At 71.9% G+C, this 19,536-nt stretch carries 16 protein-coding genes, 1 pseudogene and 1 riboswitch; of the genes and pseudogenes, 7 read left to right on the forward strand and 10 right to left on the reverse strand.

Features of this window, described 5'->3' with window-relative positions; genetic code table 11:
• Positions 1–116: 116 nt before the first annotated feature.
• Both VGR06_RS37475 and VGR06_RS37480 read right to left on the reverse strand, forming a co-directional pair.
• A complete protein-coding gene (locus VGR06_RS37475; protein WP_327563967.1) occupies positions 117–332 on the reverse strand; it encodes a hypothetical protein in 216 nt (71 codons plus the stop codon).
• Between the two features lie 80 nt (positions 333–412).
• Positions 413–1,531: a helix-turn-helix domain-containing protein gene (locus VGR06_RS37480; protein WP_327563968.1), complete on the reverse strand. Its 1,119-nt coding sequence runs from the start codon at positions 1,529–1,531 to the stop codon at positions 413–415.
• Positions 1,532–1,647: 116 nt separating this feature from the next.
• Here VGR06_RS37480 and VGR06_RS37485 point away from each other — a divergent pair, with 116 nt between their 5' ends.
• The gene (locus VGR06_RS37485) at positions 1,648–3,426 is read left to right on the forward strand and encodes an immune inhibitor A domain-containing protein (protein WP_414637409.1); all 1,779 of its coding nucleotides are present in this window, start codon (positions 1,648–1,650) and stop codon (positions 3,424–3,426) included.
• 541 nt (positions 3,427–3,967) lie between these two features.
• Here the strand turns inward: VGR06_RS37485 and VGR06_RS37490 are convergent.
• Entirely contained in the window at positions 3,968–4,513 is a 546-nt protein-coding gene (locus VGR06_RS37490) for a histidine phosphatase family protein (RefSeq protein ID WP_327563969.1), read from the reverse strand.
• 163 nt (positions 4,514–4,676) lie between these two features.
• On the opposite strand from VGR06_RS37490, the gene VGR06_RS37495 reads away from it, so the two are divergent.
• A complete protein-coding gene (locus VGR06_RS37495; RefSeq protein WP_327563970.1) occupies positions 4,677–4,886 on the forward strand; it encodes a CbtB domain-containing protein in 210 nt (69 codons plus the stop codon).
• A gap of 8 nt (positions 4,887–4,894) precedes the next feature.
• A pseudogene (locus VGR06_RS37500) lies at positions 4,895–5,536 on the forward strand (CbtA family protein); the annotation flags it as partial.
• Here VGR06_RS37500 and VGR06_RS37505 read toward each other — a convergent pair.
• The 3 genes from VGR06_RS37505 to VGR06_RS37515 are packed head-to-tail and all read right to left on the reverse strand — an operon-like array spanning position 5,509 to position 9,469.
• Entirely contained in the window at positions 5,509–6,909 is a 1,401-nt protein-coding gene (locus VGR06_RS37505) for a cobyrinate a,c-diamide synthase (RefSeq protein ID WP_327563971.1), read from the reverse strand. The pseudogene VGR06_RS37500 and the gene VGR06_RS37505 overlap by 28 nt on opposite strands.
• The gene (gene cobO / locus VGR06_RS37510) at positions 6,906–7,520 is read right to left on the reverse strand and encodes a cob(I)yrinic acid a,c-diamide adenosyltransferase (protein ID WP_327563972.1); all 615 of its coding nucleotides are present in this window, start codon (positions 7,518–7,520) and stop codon (positions 6,906–6,908) included. The genes VGR06_RS37505 and cobO overlap by 4 nt, the downstream gene beginning before the upstream one ends.
• Positions 7,520–9,469, reverse strand: a complete 1,950-nt coding sequence (locus VGR06_RS37515; RefSeq protein WP_327563973.1) for a putative cobaltochelatase — start codon at positions 9,467–9,469, stop codon at positions 7,520–7,522. The genes cobO and VGR06_RS37515 overlap by 1 nt, the downstream gene beginning before the upstream one ends.
• Before the next feature lie 46 nt (positions 9,470–9,515).
• Positions 9,516–9,583, reverse strand: a riboswitch (cobalamin riboswitch).
• A gap of 71 nt (positions 9,584–9,654) precedes the next feature.
• Here VGR06_RS37515 and cbiE point away from each other — a divergent pair.
• Positions 9,655–10,851, forward strand: coding sequence for a precorrin-6y C5,15-methyltransferase (decarboxylating) subunit CbiE (gene cbiE, locus VGR06_RS37520; RefSeq protein WP_327563974.1), 1,197 nt, complete (start codon positions 9,655–9,657; stop codon positions 10,849–10,851).
• A 73-nt stretch (positions 10,852–10,924) separates the two neighbouring features.
• The gene (gene cobM / locus VGR06_RS37525; RefSeq protein WP_327563975.1) at positions 10,925–11,686 is read left to right on the forward strand and encodes a precorrin-4 C(11)-methyltransferase; all 762 of its coding nucleotides are present in this window, start codon (positions 10,925–10,927) and stop codon (positions 11,684–11,686) included.
• On the opposite strand, the gene VGR06_RS37530 is transcribed toward cobM, so the two are convergent.
• Positions 11,625–12,683 carry a cobalt-precorrin-5B (C(1))-methyltransferase gene (locus VGR06_RS37530; RefSeq protein ID WP_327563981.1) on the reverse strand — a complete coding sequence of 353 codons (1,059 nt, stop codon included), beginning with the start codon at positions 12,681–12,683 and terminating at the stop codon, positions 11,625–11,627. The two genes, cobM and VGR06_RS37530, sit on opposite strands and share 62 nt — an antisense overlap.
• Positions 12,684–12,770: 87 nt before the next feature.
• On the opposite strand from VGR06_RS37530, the gene VGR06_RS37535 reads away from it, so the two are divergent.
• Entirely contained in the window at positions 12,771–13,520 is a 750-nt protein-coding gene (locus VGR06_RS37535) for a cobalt-precorrin-6A reductase (protein ID WP_327563976.1), read from the forward strand.
• A gap of 112 nt (positions 13,521–13,632) precedes the next feature.
• Here the strand turns inward: VGR06_RS37535 and VGR06_RS37540 are convergent, their stop codons facing one another.
• Genes VGR06_RS37540 through cobG form a run of 3 tightly spaced genes read right to left on the reverse strand, consistent with a single transcriptional unit; the run spans position 13,633 to position 17,248 of the window.
• The gene (locus tag VGR06_RS37540; protein ID WP_327563977.1) at positions 13,633–15,429 is read right to left on the reverse strand and encodes a precorrin-2 C(20)-methyltransferase; all 1,797 of its coding nucleotides are present in this window, start codon (positions 15,427–15,429) and stop codon (positions 13,633–13,635) included.
• Positions 15,426–16,052: a precorrin-8X methylmutase gene (locus VGR06_RS37545; protein ID WP_327563978.1), complete on the reverse strand. Its 627-nt coding sequence runs from the start codon at positions 16,050–16,052 to the stop codon at positions 15,426–15,428. Before VGR06_RS37545 ends, VGR06_RS37540 begins: the two co-directional genes overlap by 4 nt.
• On the reverse strand, positions 16,049–17,248 hold the full coding sequence (gene cobG / locus VGR06_RS37550) for a precorrin-3B synthase (protein WP_327563979.1): 1,200 nt from the start codon (positions 17,246–17,248) through the stop codon (positions 16,049–16,051). The genes VGR06_RS37545 and cobG overlap by 4 nt, the downstream gene beginning before the upstream one ends.
• 24 nt (positions 17,249–17,272) lie before the next feature.
• On the opposite strand from cobG, the gene VGR06_RS37555 reads away from it, so the two are divergent.
• On the forward strand, positions 17,273–19,536 hold a 2,264-nt coding region (locus tag VGR06_RS37555; RefSeq protein WP_327563980.1), incomplete at its 3' end, for a cobaltochelatase subunit CobN.

A 19,536-nucleotide genomic window follows, 5' to 3' on the forward strand; every position in this document is an offset into this window, starting at 1 on the left:
GCGAGGAAGGCGTCCTTTCTCACGCCCAGCGTGAGGAAAGCGTCCTTCGTCGCACGACTTCGCCAGCCACTGGAGTACCTGGCGTCACCACAGTCCCATCAGCAAACAGCAACCACTCAGGTGATCTTGAAACAGCCGTGGCGGCGCTGTGGCCGGTCGCGAATGACGCGGCGCAGCATCAACAGGGTCTTGCTCAGCTCACCCTTGGGCTCGGGTTCCGGCTCCCGCATGAACTCCAGGAACTTGCAGGCCGCGGACTCGACCAGTGTGGCGTCGGTGGTCTGGTCCGGATCCAACTCGTCGGTCTTCGCCGCGACCGCCTCGACGTCCACCCCGAGCGCCCTCGAACCAGCACGTCAGACGTGGTACGTGGGCGATCTGCCGAGCCCCTTGCGGTGGATCTGCCGAACGTTCACAGCCGACCGGCGAGGCGGGCGAGCTTGAGGCTCAAATGCAGGGCGAGGCGTTCGTCGCCGTTTTTGAGGTTGGTGGTGGCGAGTTCTTCGATGCGCTGCAGGCGGTAATAAAGCGAGGTTCGGTGCAGGCGCAGGACCTTGGCGGTGGCGACCGCGCTGCCGGCGAGGTCGAGGTAGGTTTCCAGGGTTTCCAGTAACACGTGGTTTCCGGGGTCGGAGAGCAGAAGCTCGATTCCGGGGTGCAGGTCGTCACCGGACAGGCCGCGGAGCATCCGGTACACGCCGAGCTTCTCCCAGGCGGCGGTGGGGCCGAAGCCGGGAATGCGCGCGGTGACCTCGGCGGCGTGCAGCGCCTCGCGGTAGGCGGAGGCGGCGTTCACCAGCGACGGCCGGGCGCGGCCGACACCGACCACGACCGGAATGTCGATCATGCGGTGCAGGTCGACCGGCTCCCCGGTGACGATCAGCACCCCATGGTCGTAGCGAACCAGGTGCAGCGGGTGGCGGGAGGCGAACCGGAACCGGACGGCCAGCAGGCCCCGCTCCAGGGCGAGCCGAACCGCGTCGTGCGGCTCGCCGAGCGGCCGCGCCACCAGCACGGTCACCGCCTCGCCCTGCGGGAAGCCCGCCTCGAACAGCGTCCGCGCGGCCTGCAGGTCGCCGCCGAGCACGCCGGTCACCGCCTCCAGCTCCCGCCGTGCCGCGAGCCCGGACATCAGGCTGTTGTGGAACAGCGCCAGCGCCAGCCCGGGCGCCGCCTTCGCCGCGGTCATCACGTCCTCATCGGACATCGGCGGCCCGCTGTCGATCATCCAGAGGAACCCGAGCAACCGGCCCTCGTGCCGCGCCGGCACGCACACCCGGGGCAGCAAGCCCAGCCCGGTGGCCGCCGGAACCCGAAGCGCCCCAAGGGAGTCGAAGATCCCCGCGGCGCGCAGCCACCGCCGCACCTCGGAAGTGGTATGCCGGCGCAGGATCGAGTCCCGCCGCACGTCGTCCATCGGCTCGGTCTGCTCGCTGTAGGCGATCACCCGCTGCAGGTGGTCCTCCAACAGCACCGGCCGGCCGAGCCGCAACGCCAGCTCCTCGATCACGTTCTGCAGGTCCTCTGACATATGCGTCCTCCGCAGGGCTGGAGAGCAGGCGTTTTCGTCAGATGTCGGAATTCTCCGGTATGCCTTCTCTACAGCGGATTGATGATGCTGGTCAAGGCCCGGGGTTAGCTCCGCCTGTGACCCGCCACACGCCGCTGATTTCCGCCCTGCTCTCCGCCGCGGCACTCGTGTCCGGCTTCCTGACGACCCCGGTGGCGAGCGCCGCCCCGGACACCCCCGAGCTTCCGTGGCAGGCCGACCACTGGCCGCAGCACCAGCCCTGGCAGGACGCGCACGGCGGCACCGCGCGAATCCAGGCCGCCGCCGGGCTTCCGGGCCCGATCGACCCGCAGAACTGGGCCAACCCGGACAACATGACCTGGGCCGACTACCTGAAGGTGCCGGGCACCAACTGGGTCGACCCGTCGAAGAAGGGCTCGATGCGCACGTTCCGCGGCGCGCTGGTCCTCGCCGACTACCCCAACCAGCAGTTCGTGGTCACCCAACCGCAGGGGTCGAGCGTGTTCGGCAACCCCACCGCCGAGGCGCACGACATCCCGCGCGACCAGGTTGCCCAGTTCTACCAGGACTTCCTGAACAAGCCGCAGGCGCTCAACCACGGGCACACGCTGCACGAGTACTGGATGGAGGACTCCGGCGGCCGCTACGGCGTGGAGCTGACCGGGTTCGGCCCGTACACGATGCCGGGCAAGGACCACGAGTATGCCATGGAGTTCCAGGCCGGCACCGGCTGCCCGGCCGGCGACTCGTGCAACAGGAACATCTGCACCGACGCCCGCACCGCCTGGGTCAACGCGGTCGGCCCGGAGGTGCCCGCCGGCTTCGACTTCGTGTTCTACCTCTCCGCCGGGCAGGACGAATCCTTGACGTGGCAGGAGTTCGGCCCGATCAAGTTCGAGAACAAGGAAGACGTGACCGACGCGTTCGGGCCGCCGGACGAGAACCTGCCGAACTGGGTGCGGACCCGGTACGTGGAGTGGACCTCCTGGGCGTCCGGCTCGTCGATCTGGCCGAACGCCGGCGGCGGCGCTGTCATCTACGCCCACGAGTTCAGCCACATCCTCGGCATCGGCGACAACTACAACAACCCGTTCGCGATCCCGGTGCGCCGGGCCTACACCGGGATCTGGGAGATGCTCAGCCGCGGCTCGTTCAACGGGCCGGGCGGGCCGCACACCCGGTTCCTGATCCCGCCGACCGCGGGCGCGTCGATGGGCGCGCAGCACATGCTGCGCAACAAGATCAAGCTCGCCATGGTGGACGAGCAGAACGTGCTGCGGCTGTCCCGCGAAGCGCTTGCCCAGTCCGGCGTGGTGGTCGCCACGGTGACCGCGCGCGAGATCAACCCGGCGGCCAACCAGCTGTCCGGGATCAACATCGCGCTGGGCACCGGTGACCTCGCACCGGCCTGCAACGTCAACACCGAACCGCTGTGCGACGGCCGCGGCTACCAGAACTACACCGTCGAGGTCGTCGACCGGATGGGCAGCGACTCGTTCACCCCGGACCACGGCGTGCTGCTGGCCAAGACGAAGGACCAGGACAACGCGCCGTTCGAATGGATCGTCGACGCGAACCCGCAGGACATCGGGATGACCGACTTCGTGCGGCCGGACGGCACCCACGTGCCGATCACCATCGGCGACTACCGGCAGCTGTCCGACGCGCTGTTCCACGCCGGCACCGACTCCGGCAGCGAGTTCGAGTACGTGGATGCGGCCAACCGGTTGCACTTCTACGTGCTGAACATCCAGCGTGATCAGCAGGGCGTGCTGTCCTACACGGTGGCGATCCGCTCGCTGACGGCTCCGGCCCGCAGCGGCGCGGGGTGCAGCTCGCGGCCACCACCGCCCGGGCGGACGGCAGCGGCCTGGCCAACTGCTCGTTCCCGCTGATCAACACGGGGCAGATCGCGCCGCCGCAGCAGACCGGGCACCCGGAGGACGTCAGCGCCTACCTCAGGGGCGACGTGTACCGGCTGTCGGCCACGGTGGAGGGAAGTGGTTGGACCACCTGGCTGCCCAACCAGCTGGCCACCGCGAGTGCCGGCAAACCGGTGCAGGTTCCGGTCTACGCCAAGCAGAACACGCCGGGTTCGAAGCTGGTCCGGGTGAACCTCACGGCTACCTCGGAGAGCGACCCGACGAAGACGTCCACCGCGACCTGTTACACGTTCGGCAATTGGTTGAGGGCGATGAATGCCCCTTCAGTGCGGCAAGGGCTTGCAGATCAACAACATGCTGAGTTGATCTTGCAGGAGGTGCGAGGAACGCAACGTGACGTTGCTTTCCTTGCCGGAAGTGAACGTGACGTTGCTTGCCTTCTAAGGCATCAACGTGACGTTGCTTCCCTCCGGCCCGCCTGCCACGTCGACGAGCCCGATCACCCAAGTGATCAACTTATTGCTCGGCAAGCCCCAACCCTTGAATGGGGCATTCATAGCTTTCCCAGTCCGGTGAGCGTCCACGTGCTCGGCCCCGCGGCCAGCGACGTCCGGGACAGCGGCGCGATGTCGATGCGCCAGAAGGACTCCGGGGTGGCCCGGATCGCGTGGACCAGCACCGCCTTGATCACCGACGGGTGGGTCACCACGGCGACCCGTTGGTGCACGCTGGGAAGCTCGTCCAGCCAGGCGCCGGCCCGGGTGACCAGGTCCATAATGGACTCACCGCCGTGCGGGGCGGCGGTCGGGTCGCTGAGCCAGACCTGCACCGCGTCGGGCTCGGCGCCGGTGAGCTCCTCCAGGGTCCGGCCCCGCCACGTGCCGTAGTCGCACTCGCGCAGCCGCTCGTCGATCTCCGGCTCCAGGCCGAGCATCTCCGCGGTCTGCCGGCAGCGCAGCTCCGGGCCGCTGAGCGCGCGGTGGATCCGCGGCAGGGGACCGGCGGTGCCGGTGACCGGAAGCGGCTCGTCGCCGGGGAACGCGGTGTGCCGGGTGGCGGCCGTCGCGGCGTGGCAGATCAGCTCGACGCGGGTGGTCATCCGGCTCCCCCGGGTGGTACGTTCCGATGACCCCGATGGTACGAGGAAGCCGGTGCGAAACCGGCACGGCCGCGCCACTGTGAGTGCGTCCCCGCGCACGAGTCAGACCCCGCGCCATCGAAACGCTCCACGAGTGGGCCGCGTGAGCCCGAGGAGGTTGGCCATGTCGCAGGCCGTTGTGCTGCCCGCGCCGGTTCCGTTGCGCATCCCGGTCCGGGAGATCCTGCCGTACGCGATCTTCGCGAGCGTGCTGCTGTTGCTGGTGCTGTACTTCGTCGGCGCCGAGCAGGGCGCGCTGTCGGTGTTCTCCGGGACCTACGTGCACGAGCTGGTGCACGACGGCCGGCACCTGCTCGGGTTCCCGTGCCACTGACCCTGACCATGCGGACCCTGTTGGTGTGGGGCCTGCTTTCCGGGCTGCTGGCGGGAGTTCTGGCCCTCGGGTTCTCTGAGGCGTTCGGCGAGCCGCCGGTCGAGGTGGCGATCGCCTTCGAGGACCAGGGCGGCGCCACCCACGAGCACGGCACGGACACCGGGCAGCCGGCCGCCGACGAGCCGGTCAGCCGCGGCGTGCAGCGCACGATCGGGCTCGCCGTCGCGACGTGCCTGTTCGGCACCGCGCTGGGCGGTCTGTTCGCGCTGGGCTTCGCCTTCGCCTACGGCCGGATCGGCCGGCTGACGCCGGGATCGACGGCACTGCTGCTGTCCGCGCTGGGGTTCGGCACGGTGTTCCTGGTGCCGTTCCTGACCTACCCGGCGAACCCGCCCTCGGTGGGCAACCCGGCCACCATCGGCCAGCGGACCGCGGCCTACTTCGCCATGATCGCGATCTCGGTCGCGCTGGCGGTGGCGGCGAGCTATGCGCGGCAGCGGCTGGCCGAACGGATCGCCGGCTGGCACGCGGTCGTGGTGGCCGTTGTCGGCTACGTCGTGGCGGTCTGGGCGGCCGGTGCGCTGCTGCCGAGCTTCCACGAGGTGCCGGAGGGTTTCCCGGCTCAGGCGCTCTGGGAGTTCCGGGTCGCCTCGCTCGGCACCCAGGCGGTGCTGTGGGCGGGCATCGGCATCGCGTTCGCACTTCTGCTGGAGCGCGCGGAGCAGCGGGCCACGAAGCGGGCGACCGACGCCGGGCTCGCCGCCGGGTGAGTGTGCACATAGGACGCGTGCACGTCGCCGGTGACGAACCCGTCCGCGCCACCGGGCCACCGCCAGGCCGGCGCCGCGCCGTGCGCCGGGGTGACCGTGGTGCGGTGGAACTCGTGCCCGGTCAACCGGGAGCCGGCGGCGTGCAGCACGGAATCCGTGGGCGCCACCACATCCCGGTAGCTGAGCGTGAGCGTGCTGGTCATCCGGGCCTCGGCGTCGAGCACCCCGCACATCGGTTCGCCGTCAAGGGTTCTGGCGAGGTAGAGCAGCCCGGCGCACTCGGCCTGCACCGGAACCCCGGCGACTCGCACCGCCTGGCGCAGTGCGGTGTTGCCGGACAGCTCCGCCGCGTACTGCTCGGGGAACCCGCCCGGTAGCACGATTCCGGCCGTGCCCCCGGGCAGCGCGCCGTCCCGCAGCGGATCGACGAGGGCGACCTCGGCACCGGCCGCGCGCAGCAGCTCGACGTGCTCGGCGTAGCCGAAGGTGAAGGCCGATCCGCCGGCCACCGCGATCACCGGCCGGCCCGGCACCGGCTCGATCTCGGGCTCCCAGCGGGGGAACACGTTCGACTGACCCAAGTGGATGATCGATTGGAGGTCGACCGCGGCGGCGACCAGCCCGGCCATCGCGTCCACGGCCCGCAGCGCGGCCGCCCCGTGCTCGGCGGCGGTGACCAGCCCGAGGTGCCGCGACGGAACGTCCACATCGGAATGCCGGCGCAGCACCCCGAACACCTCGAGGCCGACTTCCGCGCAGGCCTCGCGCAGCACCGCCTCGTGCCGGTCCGACCCGACCTGGTTCAGGATCACCCCGGCCAGCCGCACCTCGGGCCGGTAGGTGCGGAAACCATGCAGCAGCGCGGCCAGGCTCGCGCTGTGCCCGCGCGCGTCCACCACCAGCACCACCGGCGCGCCGAGCAGCCGTGCGACGTGGGCGGTTGAGCCGAACCCGTCCGTCCCGATGCGACCGTCGAACAGGCCCATGACGCCCTCGACGACGGCGACGTCCGCGCCCTGCGAGCCGTGGGCGAACAGCGGGCCGATCAGAGATTCGCCCACCAGCACCGGATCCAGGTTCCGCCCCGGCCGCCCGCTGGCCAGCGTGTGGTAACCGGGATCGATGTAGTCCGGCCCGACCTTGAACGGTGCCACGGCGTGCCCGCGCCGGCGCAGCGCCGCCATCAGCCCGGTAGCCACCGTGGTCTTGCCCGCGCCCGAGGCCGGTGCCGCGATCACAATCGCCGGCGTCACCACTCGATTCCCTTCTGCCCCTTGATCCCGGTGTCCATCGGATGCTTGATCTTGGTCATCTCGGTGACCAGGTCGGCCGCCGCGACGAGCTCCGGCGCCGCGTCCCGGCCGGTGATCACCACGTGCTGCTGGCCGGGCCGGTACACGAGCGTGCTGACCACTTCGGACACATCGATCCAGCCCCACTTCAGCGGGTAGGTGAACTCGTCGAGCACGTACAGGGTGTGCCGCTGCTCGGCAAGCCGCCGGGCGATCTCCCGCCAGCCCTCGCGGGCGGCCTCGGCGTGGTCGGTCTCGGTGCCCTGCTTGCGGCTCCACGACCAGCCGGCGCCCATCTTGTGCCACTCCACCGGTCCGCCCTGCCCGGTCCGCTCGTGTACCTCGCCGAGCGCGAGCAGCGCCGCCTCCTCGCCGACCTTCCACTTGGCGGACTTGACGAACTGGAACACGCCGATGGACCAGCCCTGGTTCCAGCCGCGCAGCGCCAGCCCGAACGCCGCGGTCGACTTGCCCTTCATCTCTCCGGTGTGGACGATCAGCAGCGGCCGGTTGCGGCGCTGCTTCGTGGTCAGCCCGTCATCCGGCACGCTCTCCGGTTTCCCTTGCGGCATCACGCACTCCGGCGCATCGCGTGCACCACGCCGGTGACCCGCTCGGCGGACAGCTCGTCCAGCCGCACGCAGGCTCCACCCAGCGCCTCGGCGATCCGGTGTGGCAGTCCGAGCCGTACCGGCCCGTGCTCGCAGTCCACCACCACGCTCGCCACGCCGTCCGCGGCGAGCATCCCCGCGGCCCGGATCGCGTCGTCCACCGGGTCTTTGGTGATCGGCACCGTGGCCCGGCCGTCGGTGACCAGCACCAGCAGGGCGCGCCGGTGCGGATCCCGCAGCCGCTCCACGGCCAGGGTGTGCCGGGCCCGGAGCAGCCCTTCGGCGAGCGGGGTCGAACCTCCACAGGGCAGCCGGCGCAACCGGGCGACCGCGGCCTCCACCGAGGACGTCGGCGGCAGCGCCAACTCCGCCGTGCCGCCGCGGAACGTGACCAGCCCGACCTTGTCCCGGCGCTGGTAGGCGTCCAGCAGCAGGGAGAGCACCGCGCCGGTGACCGCGGACATCCGGCTCCGCGCCGCCATCGAGCCGGACGCGTCCACGGCGAACAGCACGAGGTTGCTCTCCTTGCCCTCGCGCACCGCCCGCCGCAGATCCGGCGGGCGCAGCAGGAGCCCGGCGCCGGTGCGGCCGCGGGTGCGCTGGTGCGGGGCGGCCGCGGTGAGCGTGCCGACCAGGTGCAGCCCGGCGCCCCGGCCGGGGGCGGCCCGCAGTGTCCGGCCGAAGGTGGAGCGGGCCTTCGAGCGCCGGCCGGGGGCGCCCTCGCCGAGCCCGCGGAGCTCGAGCAGGCGGGCGCGGAACGCCGGCCCGGGTGTGGCGACCCGGGGTTGCGGCGCGCCACCGTTTCCGTCCACAGTGGACTGATCGGGTGCGCCGCCTGGGCCGCCCGGGCCTGGGCCGTCCGGTTCGTCGTCCGGCGGCGGGCCGGGGTCGTCGCGATTGGCCTCGCCGGCGGCGTCGGTGAGCGCCTGCTGCAGCTGGTCCTCGTCGATTCCCGGCTCGTCAAAGGGATCCCGGCGCCGGCGGTGCGGCAGGGCCAGCCGGGCGGCCGCTTCCACATCCCGCTCGCCAACCGTGTCCGCCGCGTGCCAGGCCGCGTGCGCCACCGCGGCGCGGGCCAGTACCAGGTCCGCGCGCATGCCGTCGACGTCGAACGCGGCGCAGAGCGCGGCGATCCGGCGCAGCTCGGCGTCCGGGATTCGCACCGCCGGAAGCGCCGCCCGGGCGGCCGTGATCCGGTCGGCCAGCGCGGCGTCCGATGTGGACCACCGGCCGGCGAAGGTGTCCGGGTCGGCCTCGAAAGCCAGCCGGCGGCGGATCACCTCGGTGCGGCTGTCCACGTCGCGGGCCGCGCGCACCTCGACGGTGAGCCCGAAGCGGTCCAGCAGCTGCGGCCGAAGCTCGCCTTCCTCCGGGTTCATGGTGCCCACCAGCAGGAACGACGCGGCGTGCGAGACCGAGACACCCTCCCGCTCGACGTAGGCGCGGCCCATCGCGGCGGCGTCCAGCAGCAGGTCGACCAGGTGGTCGTGCAGCAGGTTCACCTCGTCGACGTAGAGCACGCCGCGGTGCGCCGCGCAGAGCAGGCCGGGCTGGTAGGAGCGCACGCCCTCGGTCAGCGCCCGCTCCAGGTCGAGCGACCCGACCAGCCGGTCCTCGGTGGCCCCGACCGGCAGTTCGACCAGCCGGGCCCGCCGTCGAAGCGCTTCGACAGGCTCGTGCGGCGCGTCCGGGCACTGCGGATCGGGGGCCGCGGGGTCGCAGCTGAACCGGCAGCGCTCGACGACATCGACCGCGGGCAGCAGCGCGGCCAGCCCGCGCACGATGGTCGACTTCGCGGTGCCCTTCTCGCCGCGCACCAGCACGCCGCCGATCGCGGGGTGCACGGCGTTCAGCAGGAGGGCGAGCCGGAGGTCGTCATGCCCGACCACGGCCGAGAACGGGTAGCTCATCGCTGTCCTTCCCCGGGTCCGCGCCCGAGTCGGTGCAGCAGGGGCCGAGTGTCTGACTTCCGGATCGCTCCGGTCACAGTGGCGGGACCGCACCAGATTCGCGCTGGTTTCCTCGGGCTCCCTGCTTTTGGCTTCGCCAGCATCGTGTCAGATGGGTCGAGGCGTGTCGATTACCGTGCACAACTGTGGTCACCGTCGTGGGTGTTGGGGCGGACGGGTGGCGCGGCTTGTCCGTCGCCGCCCAGGTCGCGGTGCGTTCGGCCGAGGTGCTGATCGGAAGCGCCCGGCAGCTCGCGCTGGTGGAGTCGGACGCGACGAAGGTCACCTGGCCGTCGCCGATGCTGCCGGCCATCCCGGGCCTGCTCGAGGAGCATGCCGGGCGCCGGGTGTGCGTGCTGGCCAGCGGGGACCCGATGTTCTTCGGGGTGGGCTCGACACTGGCCCGGCTGCTCGGCCCGCAGGCGCTCACCGTGATACCGCACGTGTCCTCGGTGTCCTTGGCCTGCGCCCGGCTGGGCTGGCCGGTCGAGGAGACCGAGGTGCTGAGCCTGGTCGGCCGGCCCGTCGAAGCGCTTCGACTGAGCGTTCGGCCGGAACGTCGTCTCCTGGTGCTCAGCGCCGACGGCACCACCCCGGCCCGGATCGCCGAGCTGCTGCGGGACCAGGGCTTCGGCCCGAGCCGGATGACCGTGTTCGAGGAGCTGGGCGGACCGGGGGAGTACCGCCGGTCCGGCACGGCGCTCTCCTGGCGACCCGAGCCGGTCGGCGCGCTCAACCTGGTCGCCGTGGAGTGCCGGGCGACCCCCGCCGCGGTGCTGTTACCCAGCGGGCCCGGCTTACCCGACTCGGCGTTCGAGCACGACGGCCAGCTCACCAAGCGGGAGGTCCGCGCGGTGACGCTGGCCACGCTCGCGCCGCTGCCGGGGGAACTGCTCTGGGATGTCGGCGCCGGCTCGGGCAGCATCGGGATCGAGTGGCTGCGCACCGACCCGACCCGCCGGGCGATCGCCGTCGAACCGGTCGCCGAGCGCGCCGAACGGATCACCCGCAACGCCAAAACCCTTGGCGTGCCGGGACTTCAGCTGGTCGTCGGCAAGGCCCCGGAAGCCCTGGCCGGCCTCCCGACCCCGGACGCGATCTTCGTCGGTGGCGGCGTGACCGGCGACGGCGTGCTGGAAGCCTGCTGGTCGGCGCTGCGCCCCGGCGGCCGGCTGGTGGCCAACGCGGTGACGCTCGACTCCGAAGCGGTGCTCGCCGAGTGGCACGGTTCGGTGGGTGGCACGCTGACCCGGATCGAGATCAGCCGCGCCACCCCGATCGGCGGGTTCACCGGGTGGCGGCCAATGATGCCGGTGACGCAATGGGTGGTGAAGAGATCATGACCGCCGACGTACTTCGCGCCGACGTACTCCCCTCCGCGGAGGCGCCATCGACACTGTCCGCGGAGGCGGAATCATGACCGTGTACTTCGTCGGTGCCGGCCCGGGGGCGGCCGACCTGATCACCGTGCGGGCCGCCCGGCTCCTCGCCGCCGCCCCGGTGTGCCTCTACGCCGGCAGCCTCGTGCCACCCGACCTGCTCGCCGAGTGCCCGCCGGCCGCCCGCCTCGTCGACACCGCCAACCTCACCCTCGAGGGGATCCTCGCCGAGCTTGTCGAAGCGCATCGACAGGGCCTCGACGTGGTCCGCCTGCACTCCGGCGACCCGTCCGTGTTCAGCGCGGTAGCCGAGCAGGCCCGCCGCCTCAACTCCCTCGGCATCCCGTACGAGATCGTCCCCGGCGTTCCCGCCTTCGCCGCCGCGGCGGCCGCCCTCGGCCGCGAGTTGACCGTCCCCGGCGTCGGTCAGACCGTGGTACTCACCCGCATCGCCGCCCGCGCCACCCCCATGCCCCCCGGCGAAGACCTGGCCACCCTCGGTCGAAGCGCTTCGACAATGGTGCTGCACCTGGCCGTCCAACGCATCGACGAGGTGGTCGCCGCCCTCCTGCCGAACTACGGCCCCGACTGCCCGGCGGCCGTCGTCGCCTACGCCTCCCGCCCCAACGAGATCGTCCTCCGCGGCACCCTCGCCGACATCGCCGCCCAGGTCCACGCCGCGGGTGTCAAACGCACCGCCGTGATCATCGTCGGCAAGGTCCTCACCGCCGAAGGCTTCACCGGCAGCCACCTCTACTCCCCGGAGCGCGCCCGACCACTCGCCCCTCCCGGTCGATAACCACCACGTCCACGACCACCGGCGCGTCCCCCAACACCCCGACCGCCGTCCGCCGCGCACCCTCCGCCACCTGATCTCCCAGCGGCACACCCGCCTCCATCGCCAGTCGAAGCGCTTCGAGTGCCGTGTTGGCGCCCGCGATCCGCTCCGCCAGCGCGGCATCGCCCCCGGCCGCCCGGGCCCATTGCGCCAGCGACGCCAAGTCCACCTGCGACCGCCCCGAGTGCAGATCCAAGTGCCCGTCGGCCAACTTCGACAACTTCGCGAACCCCCCGGCCACGGTCAGCCGCGGAACCGGATGCCGCCGCAGGTATTTCAGCACCGCACCGGCGAAGTCCCCCATGTCCAGCAACGCGTCCTCGGGTAGGTGGTACAACTCCGCAACCGCCCGCTCCGACGTGCTCCCGGTGCACCCGGCCACATGCCGGTGCCCCACCGCCCGCGCGACGTCGATACCGCGCCGAATGCTGTCGATCCACGCCGAACACGAATAGGGAACGACGATCCCGGTCGTCCCCAAGATCGACAGCCCCCCGACAATGCCCAGCCGCGGATTCCACGTCCGCCGCGCCAACTCCTCCCCACCGTCAACGGAGATCTCCACCACGACGTCCGCACCCCCAACCACCTCCCGCATCAACCGGCGCGGCACCGGGTTGATCGCCGGCTCGCCGACGTCCAACGGCAACCCGGGCTTCGTCACCGTCCCCACCCCCACCCCCGCCCGAAACACCACCCCACTGCCGCGCGGCCCAAAACTGACCGTCGAGCGGATCACCGCTCCATGCGTCACGTCCGGATCGTCCCCGGCATCCTTCACGATGGCGGCCATCGCCTCGGTCTCGGTCAACCTCCTGTCCGCCAACGGAAAACTCGGTGCGTGCCCCTTCGGCAGCACAATCTCCACCGGGTCCGGAAACACACCGGTACACAACGCCGTGTACGCGGCCTTGGTGGCCGCGGTCGCACAGGCGCCGGTGGTCCAGCCGTAACGCAGTGGCACCCGCCCATGGTGCACGATGCCCGTGACCGCCCGCCGCCTCCGGTCCAGATCCCCGGCGGCACCACCTGGCACGATGGCACAATGCGCCCCCCGCGCCTGGTCCTGATCCTGGGCGGTACCGCCGAGGCACGCCACCTCGCGGCCGCTCTCACCGGCCGTCGGGACCTCCGCGTCGTGTCCACATTGGCCGGACGGGTCCGCGAGCCCCGCCTTCCCCCCGGCGAGGTCCGCATCGGCGGCTTCGGCGGCCCCACCGGCCTGGCCACCTGGCTACGCGATCACCACGTGGACGCCATCGTCGACGCCACCCACCCCTTCGCCGAACGCATCAGCACCTCCGCCGCCACCGCCGCCCGAACCACCGGCATCCCCCTCGTCCTCCTCCGCCGCCCCGGCTGGACCCCCCGCCCCGACGACCACTGGCACCCGGTCGACTCCCTGCCGGCCGCCGCACATCTCCTCCCCACCCTCGGCACCCGAGCCTTCCTCACCACCGGCCGTCAAGGCCTCCACGCCTTCGCCGGCCTCGACACCCTGTGGTTCCTGATCCGCTGCGTGGACCCCCCGGAACCCCCACTCCCACCCCACAACCACGTCCTGCTCAGCCGCGGACCCTACACAGTGGACAACGAGCTGACCCTGCTCCGCACCCACCACATCGACATACTGGTCAGCAAGGACAGCGGCGGCACCCACACCGAAGCCAAACTCACCGCCGCCCGCGAGCTGGCTCTTCCAGTGATCATGGTCCGCCGCCCACCCACCCCCACCGTCCCGACCGTGCCCACCGTCGACGACGCACTCACCTGGTTGGACGCCCACCTGCCATGAGCGATGCCGCACCCGCGCCGAGTGCCCCCGCGTACAACTCAGTTGCCGGAGCGTCGAACTCAGTTGCCCGAAGGTACGACACACTTGCCCGAGCGTCGAACTCGCGGGCTGGTCAGCCGGCTGGGTAGCGCCTCGGCGTGAACACCGCCCGGGTTCCGTCCGCCCGCTCGACGACCCTGGTCTGCGACGACCCCACGATCAGCAGGCACCGCATGTCCACAGTGGACGTATCCAGCTCGCCGAGCCGCACGATCTCCACGGTCTCCTCGGCCCCGCCGACATCGCGCCCCACCACCACCGGCGTGTCCGCCGCCCGGTGCTCCAGCAGCAGCCGCTTCGCGTCGTCGAGCTGCCGCCGCCGGCTCCGCGACGCCGGGTTGTAGATCGCGATCACAAAGTCCGCCCGCGCCGCCCCCACCAACCGGTCGGCGATCACTCCCCACGGCTTCAACCGGTCCGACAACGAAATCGTGCAGAAGTCGTGCCCCAACGGCGCCCCCACCCGACTCGCCACCGCCTGCGCCGCCGACACCCCCGGCACCACCCGCACCGCCACCCCCCGGAACCGTGCCTCGTCCGCCACCTCCATCACCGCACTGGCCATCGCGAACACCCCAGGATCCCCCGACGACACCACCGCCACCCGCGCTCCCCGCCGCGCCAACTCCAGGGCAAACTCGGCCCGCTCCGCCTCCACTCGATTATCGGACGAATGCCGCCCCTGCCGCGGATTCCACGGCACCCGCGCCAAATACGGCCCATACCCCACCAACTCATCCGCCCACGCCAACGCCTCCATCGCCTCCGCCGTCAACCACCCCCTTCCCCCAGGTCCCAACCCGACCACCACAACCCCACCCACCGGCTTCCCAACCCCGACCCCACCCACCGGCTTGTCAACCCGGACCCCACCCGCCGACTGGTCAACTCCGACCTCACCCACCGACGTGTCCGCCCCGACCCCACTCACCGACGTGTCCGCCCTAACACCGCTCGCCGGCTTGTCAACCCCGACACTTCCCATCTCACCGACCTGTCCCCAACCACCCCACCTATCCACAACCTCCCCACTGTCGATCTTCGTCCCTTTCACCGCCGCTAAACTGGCCCCAGGGCCCCCACCCTCTCGGGTGGGGGGTGGGTTCGTGGGGCTCCCGGTTGAAGGTGAGAGCGAGGGGGGAGTGGGCGTCGGCGTTTGGGGGCTGGGGAGCAGGGCGAGGGAGAAGTAGGGGACCGTGTTGGGGTCCACTTCGGACAGGGGAGCGGTGCGGGCCTCGGACCAGGTGGCGCGTTCCACGTAATGGGCCTCGTCGAGGCGGCCGGCGTCCTCGAGTGCCTTGCGGACATTGTCAAATGTGCGGCCGAGTTTGAGCACCGCGACGGCGTCGGTGCCGGTCAGGCGCTCGGCGAGGATCTCGCGGGGGAGGGTGCCGGGGAGGACGGTGAGGATCTCCTCGCCCTCGACCAGCGGCCGGCCCACCGCGGCGGCTGCGGCGCTGACCGACGTCACGCCCGGCACGACCTCGGTGGGGTAGTGCGGCGACAACCGTTTGTGCATGTGCATGTAGGAGCCGTAGAACAGCGGGTCGCCCTCGCACAGCAGCACGACGTCGCGGCCGGCGTCGAGGTGCGCGGCCAGCCGGGCCGCGCTGGCCGCGTAGAAGTCCGCGATGGCGCCCGCGTAGCCGCCTGGGTGGTCGGTGGTCTCCACGGTGAGCGGGTAGATCAGCGGTTCTTCGATCTGGTCGCCGCGCAGGTACCGGGACGCGACGCCGCGGGCGATGCTGCGGCCGTGGCGGGCGCTGTGGTAGGCGATCACGTCGGCGGCGCCGATCAGCCGGGCGGCCTTGATCGTGATCAGCTCGGGGTCGCCGGGGCCGAGGCCGACGCCGAACAGGATTCCGGTCATTCGTCCTCGCTCGCGATCGCGTTCACGGCGGCGACAGCCAGCGCGCTGCCGCCGCGCCGGCCGTGCACGGTCAGGTACGGGACTCCGGCCGGATGCCGCGCAAGCTCCACTTTGGACTCGACGGCACCGACGAATCCCACCGGCAGCCCGAGAATCGCGGCTGGCCGCGGTGCTCCCGCATTGATCAGCTCGAGCAGCCGGAACAGTGCGGTCGGCGCGTTCCCGATGGCGACGACCGCGCCGTCCAGATACCCGCCCCACAGCTCCAGCGCGGCCGCACTTCGAGTGGTGGCAAGGGAAGCAGCCAGTCCTGGCACCCGCGGGTCGGCCAGCGTGCAGATGATCTCGTTGGCCGCGGGGAGCCGCCGCCGCGTCACCCCGGCGGCGATCATGGCGGCGTCACAGAGAACCGGGGCGCCGGCCAGCAGCGCCGCGCGCGCCTTGGCCACCACGTCCACGGAGTACGCGAGATCGGCGACCAGGTCGACCATGCCGCACGCGTGGATCATGCGCACGGCCACCCGGGCCACGTCCGCAGGCAGCCCGTCCAGCGCAGCCTCGGCCCGGATCGTGGCGAACGAACGCCGATAGATCTCGGCGCCGTCCCGCACATACCCGGTCACGACGGGATCCGCCGCATCGCGGCCCGTTCCGCGGCCAGGTCACCGGGCAGCGCGCGGTCGTCCGCACCGACCAGGTACCCGTCCTCGGTGGCGACCACGTCCAGCACCCGGCCGCGCGGCCGCCCGCACCGGCGCGCGCAGCCCGACCAGTGCACCGGCAGGGCCGCCGCCGGACCGAGCGCGAGCATGGTCGCGGCGTCCGAACGCACGTCGGCGAGCGCCTTGGCGCAGCCGGGCCGTCCGGTGCATGCCGTGATCCCGACGCCGGGTTCCCGCGGGTCGAGCAGCAGCCCGGCGCCCGAGAGCCTGGTGAGCACGGCGTCGACCTCGGTGACGGGCAAGTCGGTCACGACCACACCACGCCACGGCGTGATCACCAGCGCGGTCCCGGCCGCCGTCAGCGCCGCACCCTGACTCTGGTTCAGCCAGCCGAGCGGCACCGCGGCGCCGACCGCGACCCGCCCGTCGAGCTGATCGACCAGGCCGAGCGGGCTCAGGTTGGTGGGCGGCTGCGTGCCGACCAGCGGACCGGGCACCAGGTCCGCCCCCAGGCGCTCGGCGATCCGCACCGGCCCGCCGTCCAGCTCCGCGATCCGCCACTGGTCGTCCCGCAACGTGAGAAACGCCTCGGCGCAGGCCAGCACCGTGGCCACCACATCGGACGTGCGCAGCCCCACGTCGGCGCCGCCGAGCAGGATCGCCGCGGTGTCCGGCGTCACGAACAGCGCCGCGACGTCGGCGTCCAGCCACGCCACGTCGGAGCGCCCATCGTCCACTGTGAACAGAAACCGCCCGGGCAGCCCGGCCAGTTCCGGGCGTGCGCACAGCGCTTCATCCAGTTCCCGCACCAGATCCCGGACGTCGGTGAGTCCGCCGGCGGCGCGCCCGGTCAACGGTGTGGCGATGATGTTGCGCACCCGCTCGTGCGTGGCCGACGGCAGCAGCCCGGCGCCGGCCAGCCGGGTGCCGAGCCCGGCCTCCGCGCCCTCGGCCAGGCCGCGGATCTGCAGGTTCGCCCGCGAGGTCAGCTCCACCGAGCCGTCGCCGAGCGCGGCCGCGGCGTCCAGCACGGTGCGCAGCTGCCCGGCCGTCAGCCGCCCGCCCGGCAGGCGGATCCGGGCCACCCCACCATCGGCGGCCCGGTGCACCTGCAGCGCACCGGGGCAGGCGTCCACCGGACGTTCACGAGTCGGCACCAGGCGAATATAGAGTCGATCCTCGTGATCCTGCTGCTCTCCACGTCAGATACCGACCTCCTCTCGGCGCGGGCGAGCGGTGCCGGCTACCGGCTCGGCAACCCGGCGCGGCTGACCGTCGAAGCGCTTCGACCGCTGCTCGACGGCGTGGACCTGGTGCTGGTGCGGCTGCTCGGTGGGCGCCGGGCCTGGCCGGACGGGTTGGACGCGGTGCTCGCCGGGCCGCGTCCGGTAGTGGTGCTGGGCGGTGAGCAGGCACCGGACGCGGAGCTGATGGAGCTGTCCACGGTGCCCGGCGGCGTGGTGGCCGAGGCGCACGCCTACCTCGCGCACGGCGGCCCGGCGAACCTCCGTGAGTTGGCTCACTTCCTTGCCGACACGGTGTTGCTGACCGGGCACGGCTTCGCACCGCCGGAGCCGATGCCGGTGTGGGGCCGGCTGGAGCGCCAGTCGAAGCGCTTCGACGGTCCGGTGGTCGGCGTGCTCTACTACCGCGCGCACCACGTGGCGGGAAACACGGCGTTCGTTGAAGCGCTGTGCACGGCGGTTGAGGACGCCGGCGCGGTGCCGCTGCCGGTGTTCTGCGCGTCCCTGCGCACCCCGCCCGCCGAGCTGATCGCGCTGCTGGAAACGGTGGACGCGCTGGTGGTCACCGTGCTGGCGGCCGGCGGCACGCGCCCGGCCGACGCCGCCGCCGGAGGTGACGACGACGCCTGGGACGTCGGCGCGCTGGCCGCGCTGGACGTGCCGATCATCCAGGGCCTGTGCCTGACCACGAACCGTCAGTCCTGGTTGGACAGTTCGGAAGGCTTGTCCCCGCTGGACACCGCGACCCAGGTGGCGGTGCCGGAGTTCGACGGCCGGCTGATCGCGGTGCCGTTCTCGTTCAAGGAGCAGGACGCCGACGGGTTGTCCGTCTACGTCGCCGACCCCGAACGGGCCGCCCGGGTGGCCGGGATCGCCGCCCGGCACGCCACGCTGCGGCACGTCCCGCCGGCCGAGCGCCGGATCGCGCTGATGCTCTCCGCCTACCCGACCAAGCACGCCCGGATCGGCAACGCGGTCGGCCTGGACACCCCGGCGAGCGCGATCAGGCTACTGAACGCCTTGCGTACCAAGGGTTACCACGTCGAACCACTGCCCGGAATGGACAGTGGCGACGGTGACGCGCTGATCCACACGCTGATCGAGGCCGGCGGTCAGGACCCGGACTGGCTCACCGAGGGTCAGCTCGCCGGCAATCCGGTGCGCATCCGCGCCGCCGACTACGCCACCTGGTTTGCCACGTTGCCAACGGATCTCCGGGAGAGCGTGACCCGGCACTGGGGCGAGCCGCCCGGTGAGCTCTATGTGGATCACTCCCGTGACCCCGGCGGCGAGATCGTGCTGGCCGCCCTGGAGGCGGGCAACGTGGTGCTGCTGGTCCAGCCGCCGCGCGGGTTCGGCGCGAACCCGGTGGCCATCTACCACGACCCGGATCTGCCGCCCAGCCACCATTATCTGGGGGCGTACCGGTGGATCCGGGACACCTTCGGCGCGCACGCGATGGTGCACCTCGGCAAGCACGGGAACCTGGAATGGTTGCCCGGCAAGAACGTCGGCATGTCCGCGTCCTGCGCCACCGACGCCGCGCTCGGCGACCTGCCGCTGATCTACCCGTTCCTGGTCAACGATCCCGGCGAGGGCACCCAGGCCAAGCGCCGCGCCCACGCCACGCTCATCGACCATCTGGTGCCGCCGATGGCCCGCGCGGAGAGCTACGGCGACCTGGCCCGGCTCGAGCAGCTGATGGACGAGCACGCGACCATCGCCGCGATGGATCCGGCCAAACTGCCGGCGATCCGCGCGCAGATCTGGACGCTCATCCAGGCCGCCAAGCTCGACCACGACCTCGGCGTCGACGACCGCCCGCACGACGCGGAGTTCGACGACTTCCTCCTGCACATCGACGGCTGGCTGTGCGAGGTCAAGGACGCGCAGATCCGCGACGGCCTGCACATCCTCGGCGAGGCGCCCACCGGCGAGGCCCGCGTCAACCTGATCACATCCATGCTCCGCGCCCGCCAGCTCTGGGGCGGCTCCCACGCCCTCCCCGGCCTGCGCGAGGCACTCGGCCTGACCGAGGACGGCTCCGCCTCCCGCCACGAAGTGGATCACATCGAGTCGCTCGCCCGGAGCCTGATCTCCGCGATGGAGTCCCGGGCCTGGAACGTAGACGCCATCGGTGAGGTGCTCGGGGCTGGGGAGTGCGATGAAGGGGGCCTTTCTCACGCCCAGGGTGAGAAAGG

Origin of the sequence: Actinophytocola sp., from assembly GCF_036002505.1 — a bacterium.
Lineage (GTDB): Bacteria > Actinomycetota > Actinomycetes > Mycobacteriales > Pseudonocardiaceae > DASYTH01.